The 18,234-nt window shown below is 61.1% G+C and carries 19 protein-coding genes; 5 read left to right on the top strand and 14 right to left on the bottom strand.

Annotated features, from left to right (window positions below):
• Nucleotides 1-162 precede the first annotated feature (162 nt).
• Nucleotides 163-495 (bottom strand): ATP-dependent Clp protease adapter ClpS, encoded by a 333-nt coding sequence (clpS, locus tag BLV09_RS03935; protein WP_100382311.1) that lies wholly within the window; start codon nt 493-495, stop codon nt 163-165.
• Nucleotides 496-981: 486 nt separating this feature from the next.
• Here clpS and BLV09_RS03930 point away from each other — a divergent pair, with 486 nt between their 5' ends.
• A complete protein-coding gene (locus tag BLV09_RS03930) occupies nt 982-2,961 on the top strand; it encodes a TadE/TadG family type IV pilus assembly protein (RefSeq protein WP_146686379.1) in 1,980 nt (659 codons plus the stop codon).
• 74 nt (nt 2,962-3,035) lie between these two features.
• Here BLV09_RS03930 and BLV09_RS03925 read toward each other — a convergent pair whose 3' ends face one another.
• Nucleotides 3,036-3,344, bottom strand: coding sequence for a phasin family protein (locus BLV09_RS03925; protein WP_146690971.1), 309 nt, complete (start codon nt 3,342-3,344; stop codon nt 3,036-3,038).
• A 398-nt stretch (nt 3,345-3,742) separates the two neighbouring features.
• On the opposite strand from BLV09_RS03925, the gene BLV09_RS03920 reads away from it, so the two are divergent.
• Together BLV09_RS03920 and BLV09_RS03915 are read left to right on the top strand one after the other, a co-directional pair.
• On the top strand, nt 3,743-5,557 hold the full coding sequence (locus BLV09_RS03920) for a serine hydrolase (protein WP_146686378.1): 1,815 nt from the start codon (nt 3,743-3,745) through the stop codon (nt 5,555-5,557).
• Nucleotides 5,558-5,807: 250 nt separating this feature from the next.
• On the top strand, nt 5,808-7,142 hold the full coding sequence (locus BLV09_RS03915; protein WP_100381492.1) for an IS5 family transposase: 1,335 nt from the start codon (nt 5,808-5,810) through the stop codon (nt 7,140-7,142).
• 202 nt (nt 7,143-7,344) lie between these two features.
• Here BLV09_RS03915 and BLV09_RS03910 read toward each other — a convergent pair whose 3' ends face one another.
• From BLV09_RS03910 to BLV09_RS03895, 4 genes are all read right to left on the bottom strand, one after another.
• Nucleotides 7,345-8,073: a DnaJ domain-containing protein gene (locus BLV09_RS03910; protein WP_100382314.1), complete on the bottom strand. Its 729-nt coding sequence runs from the start codon at nt 8,071-8,073 to the stop codon at nt 7,345-7,347.
• 111 nt (nt 8,074-8,184) lie between these two features.
• Nucleotides 8,185-8,901: a VWA domain-containing protein gene (locus BLV09_RS03905; protein WP_433994408.1), complete on the bottom strand. Its 717-nt coding sequence runs from the start codon at nt 8,899-8,901 to the stop codon at nt 8,185-8,187.
• A gap of 158 nt (nt 8,902-9,059) precedes the next feature.
• A complete protein-coding gene (locus BLV09_RS03900) occupies nt 9,060-9,911 on the bottom strand; it encodes an alpha/beta fold hydrolase (RefSeq protein WP_146686377.1) in 852 nt (283 codons plus the stop codon).
• A 331-nt stretch (nt 9,912-10,242) separates the two neighbouring features.
• A complete protein-coding gene (locus tag BLV09_RS03895) occupies nt 10,243-11,166 on the bottom strand; it encodes a division plane positioning ATPase MipZ (RefSeq protein WP_100382317.1) in 924 nt (307 codons plus the stop codon).
• Between the two features lie 302 nt (nt 11,167-11,468).
• Here BLV09_RS03895 and panC point away from each other — a divergent pair, with 302 nt between their 5' ends.
• Entirely contained in the window at nt 11,469-12,320 is an 852-nt protein-coding gene (panC, locus tag BLV09_RS03890) for a pantoate--beta-alanine ligase (protein ID WP_146686376.1), read from the top strand.
• Nucleotides 12,321-12,505: 185 nt separating this feature from the next.
• On the opposite strand, the gene BLV09_RS37840 is transcribed toward panC, so the two are convergent.
• Nucleotides 12,506-12,904: a hypothetical protein gene (locus BLV09_RS37840; RefSeq protein WP_244548959.1), complete on the bottom strand. Its 399-nt coding sequence runs from the start codon at nt 12,902-12,904 to the stop codon at nt 12,506-12,508.
• A gap of 121 nt (nt 12,905-13,025) precedes the next feature.
• On the opposite strand from BLV09_RS37840, the gene BLV09_RS38430 reads away from it, so the two are divergent.
• Complete coding sequence (locus BLV09_RS38430) at nt 13,026-13,160, top strand: hypothetical protein (RefSeq protein ID WP_283806832.1); 135 nt, start codon at nt 13,026-13,028, stop codon at nt 13,158-13,160.
• Nucleotides 13,161-13,180: 20 nt separating this feature from the next.
• Here the strand turns inward: BLV09_RS38430 and BLV09_RS03880 are convergent, their stop codons facing one another.
• From BLV09_RS03880 to BLV09_RS03850, 7 genes are all read right to left on the bottom strand, one after another.
• Nucleotides 13,181-13,618, bottom strand: a complete 438-nt coding sequence (locus BLV09_RS03880; RefSeq protein ID WP_100382319.1) for a DUF1489 family protein — start codon at nt 13,616-13,618, stop codon at nt 13,181-13,183.
• 68 nt (nt 13,619-13,686) lie between these two features.
• Nucleotides 13,687-14,703, bottom strand: a complete 1,017-nt coding sequence (locus tag BLV09_RS03875; protein WP_146686375.1) for a hypothetical protein — start codon at nt 14,701-14,703, stop codon at nt 13,687-13,689.
• A 148-nt stretch (nt 14,704-14,851) separates the two neighbouring features.
• Nucleotides 14,852-15,043, bottom strand: a complete 192-nt coding sequence (locus BLV09_RS03870; protein WP_100382321.1) for a hypothetical protein — start codon at nt 15,041-15,043, stop codon at nt 14,852-14,854.
• A 220-nt stretch (nt 15,044-15,263) separates the two neighbouring features.
• Nucleotides 15,264-15,632 (bottom strand): YidB family protein, encoded by a 369-nt coding sequence (locus tag BLV09_RS03865; RefSeq protein ID WP_100386923.1) that lies wholly within the window; start codon nt 15,630-15,632, stop codon nt 15,264-15,266.
• Between the two features lie 101 nt (nt 15,633-15,733).
• Nucleotides 15,734-16,390, bottom strand: a complete 657-nt coding sequence (locus tag BLV09_RS03860) for a glutathione S-transferase family protein (RefSeq protein WP_146686374.1) — start codon at nt 16,388-16,390, stop codon at nt 15,734-15,736.
• A 95-nt stretch (nt 16,391-16,485) separates the two neighbouring features.
• Nucleotides 16,486-17,352 carry a hypothetical protein gene (locus BLV09_RS03855; protein ID WP_146686373.1) on the bottom strand — a complete coding sequence of 289 codons (867 nt, stop codon included), beginning with the start codon at nt 17,350-17,352 and terminating at the stop codon, nt 16,486-16,488.
• Nucleotides 17,353-17,396: 44 nt separating this feature from the next.
• Nucleotides 17,397-18,215 (bottom strand): aldo/keto reductase, encoded by an 819-nt coding sequence (locus BLV09_RS03850; protein ID WP_146686372.1) that lies wholly within the window; start codon nt 18,213-18,215, stop codon nt 17,397-17,399.
• Nucleotides 18,216-18,234 lie beyond the last annotated feature (19 nt).

The raw sequence follows: 18,234 nt of genomic DNA, 5'->3' as shown, positions 1-18,234 counted from the left end.
TTACACATGATCTTGGCGAAAGGTCGGTTCCGCAACAGTGTTTTTTCCGGCTTCCACATGACGCCAGCCCCGCAGAATGCAGGGAATCCCGACCCGTCCGATTCGATCAGGTTAGCGGATGCAAGACCCGTTCCCGTTTTTAGAATCCGACCAGAAGCTGGATCACTTCTTTTCCATCACGCATTGCAGGGGGTGCTGATGCTTGCGGGCAAAATCCATCACCTGCGTGACCTTGGTCTCGGCGATCTCGTAGGTAAACACGCCGCACTCGCCTATTCCGTGATGATGGACGTGGAGCATGATCTTGGTCGCGGCTTCGACATCCTTCTGGAAGAACTTCTCCAGGACGTGAACGACAAATTCCATCGGCGTGTAGTCGTCATTCAATATCAGCACCCGATACAGGTTCGGCCGCTTGGTCTTCGGCTTGACCTTGGTGATGACGGATGTTGCCGGACCGCCCGTCCCGCCGGCGCGATTCTCGTCATTGCTCATTCGAAGAGCAGATGCGACGGCTGGCAGCGGCACGGACGGGTCATATCTGAGAGTTAATTGTAGCATGGCACTGGCGTTTGAAATCCCCACGGAGAATCGGACAGCAGCCGAACCCCGACATCAACCAGGTGATGCGCAGAGTTCCCAGACACGCTTCCAGATCGCCGCTCCATCCCGATCCATGCGCTGGGCCGGTAATACGAATATGGGTCGGCCTTCGGCCCGCCGCAAGCGCGCAGAAACCGGCGGCGTGCACTTGCGGTGGGCTTCAAACCGGTGCCGGCGATCCAGCCAAGGTTAATCAATTTCGACGGATTTGACAAAGGAATGCCGTCAGCCATTTAGGGGCTATTGACGATAGAAACCGGTTTCGAAGGCTGATTCGGAGCTTCGGTGGCTATCGAGCGGGGTTTCTCGGAACCGATTTACCACCTGTTTAGTCGCGAGAGCCGAAATGGCGGCAGAAACCAACCTTCGGTGACAGCCATGCTCGGTTCATCCATTCTCCGTCACGTCCGCGAAGCGGCCCGCCGCTTTGTCGGAGCCAATGAGGGCAATATCGCGGTGATCTTTACCATCGCGGCCATCCCGATCATCAGCTTCGTCGGCGCCGCGATCGACTACAGCCGCGCCAACAGCGCACGCACGTCCATGCAGGCCGCGCTCGATTCAACCGCATTGATGCTGTCGAAGGATCTATCCAGCAACGTTATTACGACCGACCAGATCGGCGCGAAGGCGCAAACCTACTTCGCGGCCCTTTATACCAATCCCGACGCCAAATCGGTCAGCGTCGTCGCGACCTATACAGCCAATAACGGCAATTTGGGCAACACGGTCACGATCAGCGGCTCCGGATCTGTCAACACCGACTTCATGAAGATCGCAGGATATCCCACAATCCCCTTCAGCACGTCCACGACATCGGCGTGGGGTAACGTGAAGATGCGGGTCGCGCTGGCGCTCGACAACACGGGATCGATGAAAGACAACGGCAAAATAACCGCGCTGAGAAATGCGGTCGCCGGAACTGGCGGTCTCATCGACCAGCTCAGCGGGCTCGCCAAAACCGATGGCGATGTCTACATCTCCGTCGTTCCGTTCGCCAAGGTCGTCAACGTCGGCGCCAGCAATGCCGGTGCGACCTGGATCGACCAGACCGACTGGCTCAACCCGCCGACGGCACAACCGAACAACAACGTCGGCGGCACAAGATATGAAGCGATGCTTCCCGCATACTGGCATGCACTCGGGCCCGGCACGAAGTGTCCATTCACGACCAGCAATAGCGGCTTCACCTGCACCAGCGGCCCGACCAGCACTTCAAATGCCTCGACGATTCCATCGAGCGGCACTTATTCAGGCTACATTTGCCCAAGCGTCGACGCCAACTCCCATACGCTTTACAACGGCTGTTGGGATAGCGAGCCAACCAACCAGACGGAAACGTTCTGCTCGGGAAGTTCATCCTGCAGTTGTCCGACGACTTCCTCCGGCGCTGCCGTCAATGGTTGTACCTGCAGCGGCAGCGGCAGCAGCAAGTCGTGCACCGGCTATACTTATGTCCACAACTGGACACAGCCTGGTCCTAATGACTCGACAGATAATTCGAATCAGCCCCGGGTTAATGCCTATGTCGGCTTCCTAAATCACCGTTGGACGGCCAGTAACTGGGGGACTCCGGTTAGCAAAAAAGATGCAAATAACGTTTCTATTCCCTGGCAGACGCTGGACGCGAGCCTCGATTCGAACGTCACCCAGAATGCAGTTCAGAACAACTACATCGGAGCCTCGACCAATCCGATCAGCACCTGGACCGGCTGCGTCACTGACCGCACCCAGAGCTTTGATACCAGAGGTGATGCGCCGACGCAGAACATCACTGCGACGCTGTTCCCGGCCAACCAGTATTACGAGAACAGTACGGCCTATTGTAATCCCAATAGCTCGACTTCGCTCGAGCCGATCATGCCTCTGACCTACACCTGGAGCTCGCTCAAGGCCGCCGTCAACGCGATGCAGCCGACGGGCGGCACCAATCAGGCCATCGGGCTCGCCTGGGCATGGCAGACGCTTCTGACGACCGGTCCCGTGCCCGCGCCGGCCGAGGATTCCAACACCACCTACAACAGGGTGATCATCATCCTGTCCGACGGTCTCAACACCGAGGATCGCTGGCCCGCTTACGGCAATGGCAGCTCGCAAACGGGCACTGACATCGACAATCGGCAAGCGTTGCTGTGCCAAAACCTCAAGAGCCAGATCGATCCCACGACCAACGGTCCGATGTATACGATCTATGCCATCCAGGTGGACACGAGCACGCCAGCCGACCCCACCTCAACCGTGCTGCAAAATTGCGCGAGCAGCCCGGACAAGTTCTTCATGCTGACCAGTTCCGGCCAGATCGCCACGACCTTCACCACGATCGGCACTGCGCTCAGCGAGTTGCGTGTCGCGCGATAACCGCGGCACCATCCGACAAGAAAAAAGCCCGGCCGCAACGGCCGGGCTTTTTGTTGCCGAAGCAACGTGAGTGATCAGGCGGCAGCGGACGGGGTAAACTTCGCAGCCATGCCTTCCAGCGGCTTGAAGGTCTGCTTGGCAAGGTCGGTATAAAGCCCGGCAATCTTCTGCGACTCGGCCACGAAGGTCTCGTAAGCGGACTTTGCGTATTCGGTCTGCACTTCGAGCGCCTTGTCCAGCGACTTCACGCCGGTCAGCTTCTCGACATACGATTTGGTGTCTTCAAACGACTTCTTGGTGTAGTCGCCATAGGCGCTCGCGATCGCCTGAACGCCGGTTTGCAGCGAAGTCCCGTACCGCTGAATTTCCTCGATTTTGACCATCATGGAGTCCTTTCCCAGACTGATGTTTGACAGATCGGCGGGAGGTCCCGGCTCCCTGACACGTCATTATATAGTGCACCGCACAATAAAGTCAAGAATATTTGTGCGATGCACAAATCGTTAAGTTTGTCGTCAAACACCGCGAATCCAGGCAAGGGTTGCTTAACCTTTTGGAAACCCGGGCGACCTAACCTGATTCCGTCGTTATTCGCGCTCCCGACGGACTCGTCAAAAAAATTGTTTACGTGCAGTCGGTTAGCTAGAACAGCGGTCCGATTGGCCTTTCCAGTGGAAATGCCTGCCCAGCGGGCACTTCGGACAGGAAACGTCGCCAACCGTTGGGCATAATTTGGCCCCACGAACCGGTGAACAAGACAGAAATTGGGACGGGGAAGTTCATGCTTCGTACAACCTTGGCTTCCTCGCGCGTGCTGCGGGTTTTCGCGCTCGGGCTGGTCACCGCTACCGCCGCGGTCATTTTCACCAGCAGTACCGCCGATGCACGCCACTATCGACATCATCACGCCGCGCGCCACCACGAGGAACACGAGAGCTACAGCCCGGCATTCTCCTCCATCATCGTAGACGCCAATTCCGGCGCGACGCTCACTTCAAACAGCGCCGACAGCATCCGCCATCCGGCTTCGCTCACCAAGATCATGACGCTCTATCTGCTGTTCGAGCGCCTCGAATCCGGCAAGATGACACTCGACACCGAGATGCCGGTCTCAGAGCGTGCCTCCGACCAGGCCCCCACCAAACTCGGCCTGCGTCCCGGCCAAACCCTCCGCGTCGAAGACGCCATCAAGGGCATCGTGACACGCTCGGCGAATGACGCCGCCGTCGTGGTCGCGGAAGCCATCGGCGGCGACGAAGAAGAATTCTGCAAGATGATGACGCGCAAGGCGCGCGCACTCGGCATGACCAGGACGACTTACGTCAATGCCAACGGCCTGCCCGACGACGACCAGGTGACCACCGCGCGCGATCAGGCCACGCTTGGCCGCGCCATCCAGGATCGCTTTCCGCGCTATTATCGCTACTTCTCGACGCTCGCGTTCAACTATCACGGTCAGACGATCCGCAACCACAATCACCTGCTCGGCAGCATGGAGGGTATCGACGGCATCAAGACCGGGTACACTCGCGCATCCGGCTTCAACCTCGTGACCAATTTGCGCCGTGGCAACCGTCACCTCGTCGGCGTGGTGATGGGCGGCCGGAGCGGCGGTTCGCGCGACGCCATCATGCGCAGCCTGCTTGCCGAGAATCTGGATAAAGCCGCGACCACGCGGACCGTTGCCGCGATCACCGAGCGCAGTCCCGCAGACGCCAACGCCGACGTTGCGGAAGACGAGGCGCAGTCCCGGCCGACGCAGACGGTTCAGGTCCAGGGGGCGGTTCAGGTCGCGTCCACATCATCAGAGCCGGCCGCGCCGCCGCCGGTTCGTTCGAGCGCGCCGGTGCAAAAGCCATCCGTGCTCGCCGCGGCAGCCGCAGCAGTGCCGCCGGCACAGGCCAAGCCTGAACCCGCGCCGCTCACGAGCGGGGTGATTCAGAGCCAATCGATTGCCGCGATCCCCGGTTCGTCCGAGCCGATGAAGCCGGTCAAGGTGAAAACCGTTCAGATCAAGGCCGGACAGATGAAGGTGGCCTCGGCCGCACCGTCGCAGTCTGCTACATCCATCACCAGCGCCATACCGCCGGCCCGCACGGAAGTGCCGGAGACCTCCGGCGCCATCGTCGCCAAGGCGGAAGGCAACAAGGAAGACAACCAGGTTGACGCCGCCAGGACCGAAATGCCGCCGCAGCCGGCAAACTTCGGCACCGGACACGGTGTGCTTGGCGTGTTGCCCGCCTCCAGTTTGCCAGCCGCGCCACCCTCGCAGGCGATGGCCTATGCCGATCCAAAGCCGCAGCCGCAAGCCGTTCAGCAGAACGGCGCCATCAAGCCCGTCGCAGCCCACACCGGATGGATCATCCAGGTCGGCGCCCTCGACAGCGAAGACGAGGCACGCGAGCGCATCGAGGCCGCCCGCAATCAGGCCCACGGTCTGCTCAGCAAGGCCGATCCCTTCACCGAACCGGTGGTCTCCAAGGGCGACAAGAAGCTGTTCCGCGCTCGTTTCGCCGGCCTCGATCGCGACCAGGCCGAAGCGGTTTGCCGGACGCTGAAACGCTCCGACATCTCCTGCATTACCTTTAGGAACTGATCCCGGCCCGCCACGGGTCGGAACGGCATCGCGATCGAAAACGTTCCTGGCCGTCTGCCTCAAGCAGACGGCTTTTTAGTCGTCTGTGAAGAATGCGGATCGGCCTAAGAAATAAGCGGAATTGGTGTTGAGATCGTATTGGATTTTGCAAGAAAGCGGGGCATTGAGCCTCGCTTTCTTGCGTTTTGGGATTTTGCTTTTGAGCGATTCGTGATTCCCTGACGGCGGATCATCGACATTGGGGAGGGCGATGAGCAAACCGCGGGACGATCGCCAGAAAGACCTGTTGCTTCCGGCGTTAGATCGAATCATCGACATGAGCCATCCGCTGGTGCAGTTGGCAGCGCTGATCGACTGGAAGGTCCTGGATGAGCGCTTCAGTTCGGTGTGCCAAGCAGGGTCGGGGCAGCCTGGCCTTCCGACGCGGCTTGTCGCCGGCCTGTTCATTTTGAAGCACATGCACAACCTGTCAGATGAGGTGTTGTGCGCCCGCTGGATCGAGAACCCCTATTACCAATACTTCTGCGGTGAATTGAGCTTCTGTCACCGTCTGCCGTTTGATCGATCGTCGATGACGCGCTGGCGCCAACGGCTCGGAGAGGAACAGCTCGTCGCACTGATCCAGGAAAGTCTGTCGGTGGCACACAAGACTGGCGCCATCGGCCCCAAGGACCTGGAGCGGGTGGTCGTCGATACCACGGTGCAGCCCAAGGCGGTTGCGCATCCAACCGACGCGCGGCTGATGCATCGGGCAATCATCAAGCTTGTCGGGCTCGCCAAGCGCAACCGTTTGCCGCTGCGCCAGAGCTATCTGCGCCTGGCCAAGCGTGCCGCCATCATGGTCGGCCGCTATACCCACGCGCACCAGTTCAAACGCGCCCGGCGCCAGCTCAAGTTCCTGCGGACGCGGCTTGGCCGGATCATCCGCGACATCCGCCGCAAGATTGATGGCGATACAGTGCTGGAAGCTCGCTTCGGCCCGCTGCTCGGTTTAGCGCAGCAGGTACGCAGCCAGGATCAGCATCAGCGCGGTCCAAAGGTCTATGCGTTACATGCCCCGGAGGTCGAGTGCATCGGCAAGGGTAAGGCCCGCGCGCCCTACGAGTTCGGCTGCAAGGTCAGTATCGCCACCCCCGTGACGTCTCCGAAGGGCGGACAGTTCGTGCTCCACGCCAAGGCCCTGCATGGCAATCCTTTCGACGGGCACACGCTTGGCCCCGTGATCACCGACATGGAGAAGCTCACCGGCGTGCAAGCTCGCCGTATCCACGTCGACAAAGGGTATCGCGGCCACAATCACCCGCATCGGTTCAGGGTCTGGATCTCGGGGCAGGTCCGCCGCGTTACGGCTTCCATCCGTCGCGAGATGAAGCGTCGCGCGGCTGTCGAGCCCGTCATCGGCCACGTCAAGGCCGAGCACCGCATGGACCGGAATTACCTCAAGGGACGCCTCGGCGACCGCATCAACGCTGTCCTCGCCGCTGCAGGCTACAACTTCGGCCTGCTCCTGCGATGGCTCGCAGAACTCTTGCGCCTCATTATCCACGCCTTCATCGAGACCGCCCCGGCTCAAAACAGCGCTTGAGCCTCGTTCTTCACGGACGACTTTTTACTGTCTGCCCTCGATCCCTGACGCAAACCCCTTTCCGCAAACCTCTCGTCAAGGTTTGGCGGCTACAACTAAAGGACAGAAGAGATCGACCACGCCGGACAACGGCGGGCGATGACGGGGCGTCAACAGAGCAGAAGCAACTCGCGGTTTGGAGCGTTCAGTAGCGTTGCCGGAGTTAGTTGTGATGCGTGCGAAGCAAAGTATCCTTGGCCTCGTTTACACGGGCGGCCAGATACGTCGACCCCCCCTGATCGGGATGCAGTTTCTTCATGAGTCCGCGGTGCGCCCGGCCGATTTCGTCGCGCCCCGCCCCCGGCTGCAGGCCAAGGATCTGATAGGCCTCCTCGTCCGTCATTTTGCCGCTCGACGCCGCTCGGCTTTGCCCCCCTGCCGTATTTCCCTGCGCGTTCTGACGCCAGGCGGGAAACCGGCGGTCCAGATAGCTTTCAAGTAACGACACGCTCTCGGCGTCGAAGTTCGGGACCATCGCCATCAATTGCGACAGGTCGAATTCACCGAGGGAATGGCCGGCATGTGGCCCGGCCACGATCTGACCGTCCAATTCGCCGCTATCGTGATCGAGGCTCATGTCGAGGAATTGCGAGCGGACCCGCGACGCCTGTCCGGCCGACCGTTTCGCGCCTGAACCGAATATGCCGCCGAGTTGGCTGAAGCCTGATGCGCCGAAGGGCGACCAGCCGAGCAGTCCCGCGCCGAAAATCCCGATCGGGATCGCTACTGCAAGTTCGCCCTTGAGGCCAGTAAACGCCGCGACCGCAAGGGCCACCACGCCGCCGACAATCTTGACCGCACGCGCCAGCACGACCGGATTGGCCGCGCGAAACATCTGCAGCAGCGTGTATAGAACGAAAACGGCGAGAGCGCCGGCGATCAGCGTTGGCATGAACTCAATATAGCGCGCTGCGCTGTAAAAAGCATGCGGCCGCGGGTCTTTCCTCCGGCGACAGACCGGGACAAGATCAAAGACAAGACCGAAGACGGGATCAGAGCCCGATCACTTCATCTGGCCGAGCAGTTTGGCCGCCCCGCTTCCTGTTTTCGACAGCCGCAAGAGGGCCTCGCGGCCGCCAGCGGCATAGGCTGCCGCCGCGCGCAGCAATTCGCGCAATTGCGCCGCGGCGCCCGGATCGAACCGGCACCATGCGCCGCCGGTCAGGCGCGCGATCTCCTTGAACGCCTGTTCGGCGACACCGTCATTGCCTTCCTGGAACATAAACACGGGAACCTTGAGCATACCCAGCTCGCCCGCCTTGACGCAGAGCTGATCGACCGCCTCCTCCATGGCGTCGCCGACAAAGACCACCGCGCGCACCGCGGAGGCGACGGCTTCGCGCCGCGCTTCCGACAACACCTTGCCGATCTGCGTATTGCCGCCCCGGCAGTCGATCTTGCTCATCAGTTTGGCCAGCTGGGCGCTGTCGGAGATCCAGCCGGTGGCGCGGCATTCATTCAGGCCGCGATAATAGACGAGACGGATATCGAGACTGCCGAGGGCGGCCGCCTCGCGAAACATGTCGGCCTGCAGCGCACAAGCCATGTCCCATGTCGGCTGCCGGCTCATGGTCGCGTCCAGTGCAAATACCAGCCGGCCCCTCGCGCCCGCAGCATGGGGCGACATCGCACGGGCTTTGGCAACAAAGGCTGCAATGTCATCCGAAGCGGATGTCAGCGAATCGCCGCCGCCCGGCGAAGGCTTTTTCGCCGACGGCATTTCGTTCGCGGATTTCGGTTTGACGGGTTCGCCGGACATAAGCGCTCGCTGATTGCCGCAAGCTTATGTGGAGCGAGACCAGGCAACGGTCAATGCGCTGAAGGGGCGCCCCGCGCGCCGCCAACAGTCAGATTTGGATCAACCCGTAACGCCGATCGTCAGTTCTTGACCGGCGCGTAAAGCGCAACCGGGCCCGGCTCGGTGATCTTCGGCATATCGGTATTGACCGGTCTCAGCGGGCTGTCGTCTTCGAGGAACTTGTCGAGCATGCCCTCAATGCTCGCCTTGGCGTCATCAGGCCCGCGATCGCTCATCCAGGTGTGCTGATAGCTGGTCTGTACGACCGTGATGCCCGATTTCTCGCAGATCGCTTCGTCGGGTACGACGCCGGGATCGGGCTTGAACACCGGATCCTTTGAGCGGAATGAAAGTATCTTGAACTTGCCGTCGGTCATGAACGGCACGCGAAGGTTGTCGAGCGTGACGACCTTCTTGATTTCATCGGGATACATCTTGGCGAAATACATCGAGATGTCGCCGCCATTGGAATGCCCGACCATGGTCAGATGATCGTAATCCGCATTCGGCTCGAGCTTCTTCATCTGGTCGACGGCAAACCTGATATTGGCTACGCCGCGCTGATATTGCGGCAAGCGTCCGACATAGATTTCACCGACATTCGTCACCATCGGCGCATCGGTCGGCAGATCATGCTGAATGCTGACGACAAGGTAGCCGCGGGCGGCGAAGACGTTTGCCAGAAACGAGTATTCGGTGAACTTGACGGTGTTGCCATGATTGAGGATCGCGACCGGCAACATGATCATGTCGGCATCGGCCAGCATTTCCTTGTCGCGCCGAACAGCAACGTCCACCGCAACCGGGCGGTTGTCGCGCGCCGGATCAATGAAAGTGATGGTCTCGTGCCGGATGGCCCATTTGCTCGCGGTGAAATACGCGGCGGTCATCAACACGCAAAGAGAGAGCAGAACGGCTATTCCACGTTTCATGTTCGTCCTCGACGCATTGGCCTCTACGGGCCATCCCAATTTTTCGGAACTCTGCGGTCCCTTTTGTTCAATATACGTCACGGCTACGTGACAGGAAGGCTAAATGTTGTGAATTGGCCGCCCGAACGTTGTGCGACGCACCCTATTATTGTGCAAATGCACAATCAGGCGTGCAAACACATCCCCTTCCCTGCAAGTCACTATGAGACGCCCCGAATGAAGGTCGGGTTCAGGTTTTACGTAAAAGTCCGGTGAAAACCGCCTTTGGCGGTTCGATTCCACCTGGGAATGCCGAGCCAGGCTAAACTTACGGTAATATCATACTATAGAATCAAGCGCCGATGATGTCGTGCACTTCGAGCGGCTTGTCGAGTTGGCTGAACCATTCGGCCCGATTGGCCGCCCGGCGCCGGCCCCGCTCATCCAGAGGCAATTTCAACTCACGCAGCAGGCTGGTGACTTCCTCGCGCGCGGTGACATGACCCATGCTCGGACGGGTGCCCAAAGTTGCCTCGTCGAGGTCGTCGAGCGCGGTCAGCCCGCGGGGAAAGAATTCGCGATAAACCACGCGTTCGGCGAAACCGTCGATTGCCCGGAAGCCAAGCCGGAACGACAGATCCTTGAGACTGTCGGCGACCAGTTGCTTGTTGCGCGAACCCAGCATCGACAATCGGTTGCGGACCACGATCCAGTCGCAGCTCGCGCCGTCGAGCTGACGGCGCTTGCGCCTTGTGTCCCGCACCATCTCCGCATAGTGGCTCTCGCCGGTCACCGAATAGGTGGCGGGGTCGACGGTGCCCAACACGTCGAAGTCGAGGAAACTGTCATTGATCGGCGTCACCAGGGTGTCGGCCATCGAATGTGCCAGCCGCATCAGGTAGCTGTCGGAACCCGGCGTATCGATCACGAGAAAATCGAAAGTCCGTTCCACCGCGCTGACGGCTTCCGTGAATTGCTGCAACTCGGAAGATTCGTTGTCGGCGATCTGCATGGTCTCGCCGAGCTTGATGCAGCAATGCACGGGAACTTCGAGATCGAGGCCGGTGCGGCGCGCCCAGGCGCGGCGGTTATTGATGTAACGGGTGAAGCTTTGCTGGCGGCAGTCCAGGTCGATGGTGGCAACGCGCTGGCCGGCCTTCATCAGCGCGACAGCGATATGCAAGGCGGTGGTCGATTTGCCCGAACCGCCCTTCTCATTGCCCAGCACAACGACATGGGCTGAGCCTGATTGCCCCTGGGTAGTCTGCACCAGCATTTCACGTCCCCTGCACGCATCTTCAAATCACGCGCGACTGCGGTCAAGTGAAATGCGCGACGACGGCATTCAATCATTGATTGTCCGTCTTAATCATGAATCGCGCGCGCGAAATTCGCGGTTGCAGCTTCGATGCGCAACGAACAGGCGCGCACCTTGATCCAGGAATCGGATGACCGAGATCGAATCGCCGACAGTCCGCTTGGCGAGAGAGCACTGGCCTTGATAGGGTTGGCATCCCGCCGCCGGCAAAGGCCGGCCGTCTCAACCTTGGTCGTCTCAACCTTACAGATCGAGTCCCTATGTCGCGAAGTCCCATGATCGCCCGCACGATCCCCGCATTGCATCGCGCTCTCGATGGCCTTCGCTTGCGAAAGGCCACGGTCGCGTTGGTCCCAACCATGGGAGCGCTCCATGACGGCCATGTGTCTCTGGTTCGACTGGCCAAGCGCCGCGCCAAGAAGGTTGTGGTCTCGATCTTCGTGAACCCCACCCAGTTCGCGCCGACGGAGGATTTCGGCTCCTACCCGCGCACCTGGAAGTCCGACGTCGCCAGGCTCGCAGCCGAGGATGTCGACCTGATCTGGAATCCGGACGTCAAGGTGATGTACCCGGACGGCTTTGCCACGCGCATCGTGCCGGAAGGTCCGGCTACCGCCGGCCTCGAGGATCGTTTTCGGCCGCATTTCTTCGGCGGCGTCGCCACCGTGGTTGGCAAGCTGTTCACGCAGGTCCGGCCGGACTTCGCGATGTTCGGCGAAAAGGACTATCAGCAGTTGCGGGTCATCACGCAGATGGCCCGGGATCTCGACCTTGGCGTCAAAGTGACGGGATCGCGAACCGTCCGCGAGCGCGATGGCCTCGCGATGTCTTCGCGGAACGTCTACCTGTCCCCGGAAGAGCGGCAGATGGCGCCGGTGCTGTACCGGGCCATGAAGGAAAGCGTCCGGCGCTTGCGGGCGGGCGACGATACCGAGGCCGCGATAGCCGGTGGCGCCGAAATGATCGTCGCCGCGGGCTTCACGCTCGACTATTTCGAGGTGCGCCACGCCGAAACCCTGGCCCCGATCGGCTCGGTCAACGACGGCCCGATGCGGATACTGGTGGCGGCGAGGCTCGGCAAAACCCGGCTGATCGACAACGTCGCGGTTTAGGGGGCGCGCATACTTGCGCAGCGCTATTTCCGGATGGAATATCGCCGCGGGGAATTTGCTCGGGGGCTACCGGCATGGGCGCGTTGTCCGTACGCACGATCATTTCCGGCGGGCTGATGATGTTGGTTGCCGCCGGTTTTGCACAGGCGCAGATGCCGCAGCGGCCGCCGGTCGGCGGCATCGGTTCACCGCCCGACGCCATGATCTTTTACGTCGCACGCGGTGCGGCCGATTCGTGCGGAAAGGGCTGCTCGGAATGGATCGCCGCCGAGGGAACCGTTCAATGGGATACCTACAAGCGGCTGCTCGCGATCCTCGACCGGCAGGCCGGGCGCAAGCTTCCCGTCATCATCCATAGCTGGGGCGAGTCCAATCTCAATGTCGCGGTCAGCCTTGGCTGGATCCTGCGCGACCGCGGCATGGACACGACGGTGGGAACGACCGAAGTCGAAGCCTGTAGCGGGAAAACCGAAGCGGAATGCTTTGCGCTCAAGCGTCCGGGCGGGCCGCTCGACGCGAAGATGAACTTGCCGGACGCGCGCTGCGAACTCGCCTGCGTGCTGATGCTGGCCAGAGGCATCCACCGCAGCCTGCCGCCCGGCACCAAGATGATCCTGACCGGCATGTTCATCCGCAACCGTTTAGCGCCCAACGTGTCCGACGAACGGCGAAGGCCTGACTGCACAATTTGGCGAACAGTTCCGCATGTATCTGCGGGACATGGGCGTTGCGCCGGAGCTGCTCGATATCGTCGACAGGAATTCAGAATCCCGGCGTCCAATCGAAATGCCGCCCTCCGAATGGGTTCGGTTGCGGATCGTCACCGCCTCGGCGCTGTAACGCGAACGGCCCCGTATGCGTTACAGCAGCCCCAGATCGCGCAATTCGCGCCGCAATGGCTCGGGCATCGCCGCGACGCCGGCGCCCACGGAACCGAGATCCGGTGGCACATCGCCATCGGCGAAATAGCGCCAGCCCTGGAAGGCCCGCATCGGCCGCGGCATCACGGCGATCACCTTGGGCTGCATGACCAGACGGCATCGTCCGATGCCATCGCGATCGCGGAAGGGCTCGATCGCAATGATCTTTTCACGCGCCGCGATTTCACCGCGGATCACCCAGTATAGCGAGCCGCCCGCAAGCACCTCTTCGTCGCGCTTCGGCGTCATGCGAGTGATGTGGATATGGTGACGCGGCAGGCCTTTCTGCTTTGCGGTGCGCATCCGCTCGGCGACCCAGCTTTTCAGCTGCTTTACGGAATCACATCCGACGGCAAGCTTGATGAGATGAAGCGGCATTACTTTTGAAATTCTTTCTGAAGTTCCTGGCTTTCCAAACTAGCGATCGGCAACCGCGTTTGGAAGAATCAATCGTTTGAGGCCGCAGGGGCAGCCGCAGGCGCAGCCGCGGGCTCTGCAGGCGTCGCGGGCGTGATCTGAACGGGTGCGGCTGTACGCGGCTTTGCTGCGGGCTTTTTAGCCGTGGCCGGGATCGAAGCCGTCGCCTGAGGCTGGCGCGGTGGCGATGGTGCGTTTGCGGTCGCTGCCGGCGCGCGCGGCGGCGGGGATGGCGTCGCTGGCGCGGCCTTCGTGCCCGGCTCCGGCGACATGATGCTGACAGGCGGGATTGAGGCCGCGCTCGGAAAATCGGCATTGGTGGGCCTGCCGGTGGGCACCGACGGCGGAAGTGCTGCGAGCGCTCCTACGGCTCCGCCTGCGGCCACAGGACCTGCGGCCACAGCAGGCGCGTTCCACAAGAGCGCGTAGCGCGCGATCAGACCGTCATAGACCCGCTCGTCCATGTTCGCCACGATCTGATTGTGATCCGGCAGCGAACGGAACGCGGCGCATTCCGATGGCGTGCAATGGTCGCGGGTCAGCAGCACATAGGCCACCAACCCATAGCGGTCGCGCTCAATCGCGCGGCGGATCGCCTGCAGCTCCGGCGTCATCTTCTTGTCGGCGGTGGCGACGTCACCGAATGACGTCAGCTGGGTGAGCCGGGACGCTGCATAGGATACCGCCGCGGCCGCGGACTCAGCCGAGCCAAACAATACCTTTTCGCACGCCGTCAAAACGGTTTCTCCGGCGAGGTCGTCGACGCAGGACAGCGCGGGCAGCGTGGCGTTCACCGCCGGAGGCGATTGAAGGATCTCGGCGGACGTAGCCTCAGGGCCGAATCCGCGAATGGTCGCGGCAACCGCGACGCCGACCGCCAACAGCGTGATGACAGTCAGCGCACCGTTGGCGACCGACTTCTCGGCGCGGAACAGCGTGATAAGGACAATGATTCCAAAGAAAGCCGCCGCGGCCAGTGTGAGCCACATTGGAAAAGCCGGCGAGCGCCAGGTTTGGTCGAACGATGTTGCCGAGGCCCAGTTCATGCGCGATGTCCCTCAACGCAGCATAAAACGTATTCACCGAAAGTGAATGCCGTTCTCACTGAAGCTTGTGCAGAATGGTTCGGCGAACAGGGCCTTTTAACGGCGGGTGAAACAGGAACCGTTCCACCTGCTCAGGCGCGAGATCGTTTTAGGAGATGGCGAGCTGGCTTTCCTTGGCCACCCGTTCGAAAGCCTCGGTCGAGCTCTTGATCCGATACTGACAGTCGTCGCCGTCGGTCGGAAGCAGGCGAACCACTTCATAGGTGCCGGTGGCGGCTGGACGGGCAACATTGCTGGCAGTGAAATAGACGGTCTCTCCAACGGTGAATTTGTGCTTCAACGCCCTTCTCCTACGTGCAGAACGCCGGTCGCGCTCACGGTCCCGCAGCAGCGGCCGGCTGAAAACCCCAAAAAAGACCTACCACGGCGCAGGTCTTTTTGGCCAGCATCATCCGGACATGGCAAATACGCGGATTTTGCAGGTTTTTCAGTGCGATAGGTCTTTTTCCGCGAGTTCCCCCGGAATTCGCGTTCGGCGGCCTGGAGCGACGCCCCGGAGGTCAGGCTGAAGGCGGAAGCTGGCCGTTCGGGCTGGCGCCGTCCACGGCCTTGGGCAGTTGCTGCGCCAGGATCTGGGACAGTTGGTCCACCGGGATATTGAACCGCGCGGCCAATTGCCGGACCGTGTCGCTGCCCAGCACCTGTTGCAGCTGCTCGGCGGTGATCGGCAGGTTCTGGCCGTTACCGATCCAGGATTTGACCTGATCGCCAAGGCCGGCCTGCTGCAGCTTGGCGACGATGGCGGAAAGCCCACCCTGGCTGCCATTGCCGAGGACTTCGCTCAGGACAACCGGGAGCACGGCGCCCTCAAGCTGGCCAAGCGCGCCCTTGAACGCGGGCGAATTTTCCAGTGAATCAAGAATTCCCATCGTCATAGCCCTTTCGCGTCAGGTCGGTTTTCGAATTCAGACCGCTTTACCGGCGGTCCGTCAAGACATCATGACAGCCGGCGCATGCCGCAACGGATGGATTACACCGTTTCGAACTTCTCGATCACGATGGTTTCGGCGAGGCCCGCGCGAGTCCACTCCTGGAAGGCCGGCAACGCCATCATCGCATCCATATAGACCCGTGCTTCCGGCGCCAGCTCGATCGCATAGGTGCGAAAGCGATGCACCACCGGCGCGTACATGGCGTCGGCTCCGCTAAAGGCTCCGAACAGGAACGGCCCGAATTTTCGGTAACGTTCGCGGCACTCGATCCAGATTTGCTCAATACGCGCAATGTTGTCGCGCGCATCGGCCGACAGCGTGATGGCTCCGACTGGCCGGTGCAGGTTCATTCCGCATTCGTTGCGCAGCGCCGCAAACCCCGAATGCATTTCCGCCGAAATCGAACGGGCATGGGCGCGGCTGGCACGGTCCTCGGGCCACAGCCGCGCTTCCGGAAAGCGTTCCGCTGCATATTCGATGATGGCCAGCGAATCCCAGACCGTGATGTCGCCATCCACCAGCGCCGGTACTTTGCCTGAACGCGTGAAAGCCAGAATCCGCTTCTTGTCGGCTTCGCCGGTATAAAGCGGGATAAACACCTCATCGAAGGCAATGTTGCTGGCGCGCAGCGCCAGCCAGGGCCGCATCGACCAGGATGAATAATTCTTGTTGCCGATGACAAGCTTCAGCGCCATGCGAAGAAATCCTCCTTTGAGCCGCCGTCATATGCCATGCCGCTCGGCGCGCGTACAACCCGCCATTCGCAAAGCTCTCGCCGAGAGGCCTCGCCTCAAGACGCGCCGGTGAAATCCTGCGGCGTGAAGCTGAGATCGAGCACCCTCCATTCGTTGTATTTATCCGCCGGCAACATCGCATAGGGCTCGCACGCCTGCAGGGCATTGATCGCACTTTGCATCAGGGCCGGTCCTTTTGCGGATGCGCTGGCCTCGATCAGCATCGGCTTTGCCGCGAGCCTTCCGTCCGTCGTCATGAACACTCGCAGCTTGATCGCGATCTTGTCGGAGGGAGAGACCGATTCAGGCAGCCTCGAGCACGTCTTGAGATGGCTGCGAAACTCCGCGATGGGCCCGGATGCAATTTCGGCCTTCCGCGTTGCCACGGCGTCGAAGCCGTCGCCGGGTCTGTCCTGGGGCAGACCGAGCAGCACGTGGTATTTGATGGAAAGATCGGGTTGCGCCGGAATGTAGGCAGGCGATTGCGACGCCGATGGCGGCTGCTGTTGTACGGCTGCCTGCTGTTGATCAGGACTTGGTATAGGACTTGGCGTCGGACTTCGATCTGCACTTGGCGCTGGGTTTGGCGCAGGATTTGGCACGGAACTCGCTGGCGTCAGCGCGGCCTGTTTTTGCGGCTGCGGCTTGGTTGCAGCGTCTTGCGGAGCATCCGGCGGCGGCGAACTCGGAGCCGCCTTCGAGGAAAGGTCAAAGGAATCGGAAGGTTGCTGTTTTGGCACGGGAGGCGGGTCCGGCTTCTTCTCTGTCACCTCATCGGGCGTCACGATATCGACCGCGATGGATTCAGCCGTGACCGAACCGAACGGATGGACCTCGGTAAAGAAAATCACCAGCATCAGAAACGACAGATGCGCGATCGCCGATGCCGTGATGCCCGAGCTTATGATCTGTCGCGGTTCCACCGTATTTGATCACATTGATCGTCTCAGCCCGCAAGCAGCATATCTCAATCCCATTTCGGCGCGAAACCGAAATCGGTGAGCCGGCCCTTGGCGCTTCCCATGGCGGATATCTGGCGCATCTGCTCGTCCGACAGTTCGAAGTCGAAGATGTCGATGTTTTCCGACAACCGCTCGACCCGCGACGTCCGCGGTATCGCAGAAACATTTTGTTGCACGAGCCAGCGCAGGGAGACCTGCGCGCCGGTCTTGCCGTGGGCCTGTCCGATCCGGGCCAACGTCCGGTCGTTCTTGATCCGGCCTTTGGCGACCGGACTGTAGGCCACCACCGCCATGCCGTTTTGCGCGCAGGCCTCCAGCACCTTGGTCTGATCGAGATAAGGATGGAATTCGACCTGATCGCATACCAGCGGCTCCGAACAGGCGGCCACCGCCTCTTCGATCAGCGCCACGGTGAAATTCGAGACCCCGATGTGTCGCGCCAAACCGAATTTCTTGACGTGTGCCAGTGCGCCCAGCGTTTCCTGCAGCGGCACCCGCGGATTGGGCCAATGCAGCAGCAACAGATCGACCTCGGACAAATGCAGCTTGCTCAGGCTTTCCTTGGCAGACCGCTCGAGATCGTTAGGCGCGAAATGGGTGGTCCAGACCTTGGTGGTCACGAACACATCGTCGCGCTTGATCCCGGACGCGCGCAGGCCGTCGCCGACCTCGCGTTCGTTCTCATAGACCTGCGCGGTGTCGATATGGCGATAACCGAGCCTCAGGGCCTGCTCAACCAGACGCGCGCAGGCTCGCCCGCGCAATTCCCAGGTCCCCAGCCCGATCGCTGGGATTTTCGCGCCGTTGGCCTCGACGAACAGCATGAGCAGAGACTCGAATGGT

Source organism: Bradyrhizobium canariense (assembly GCF_900105125.1).
Lineage (GTDB): Bacteria > Pseudomonadota > Alphaproteobacteria > Rhizobiales > Xanthobacteraceae > Bradyrhizobium > Bradyrhizobium canariense_A.
The sequence above is the reverse complement of the archived record's forward strand: the minus strand, read 5'-3'. Positions and strand labels throughout refer to the sequence as shown.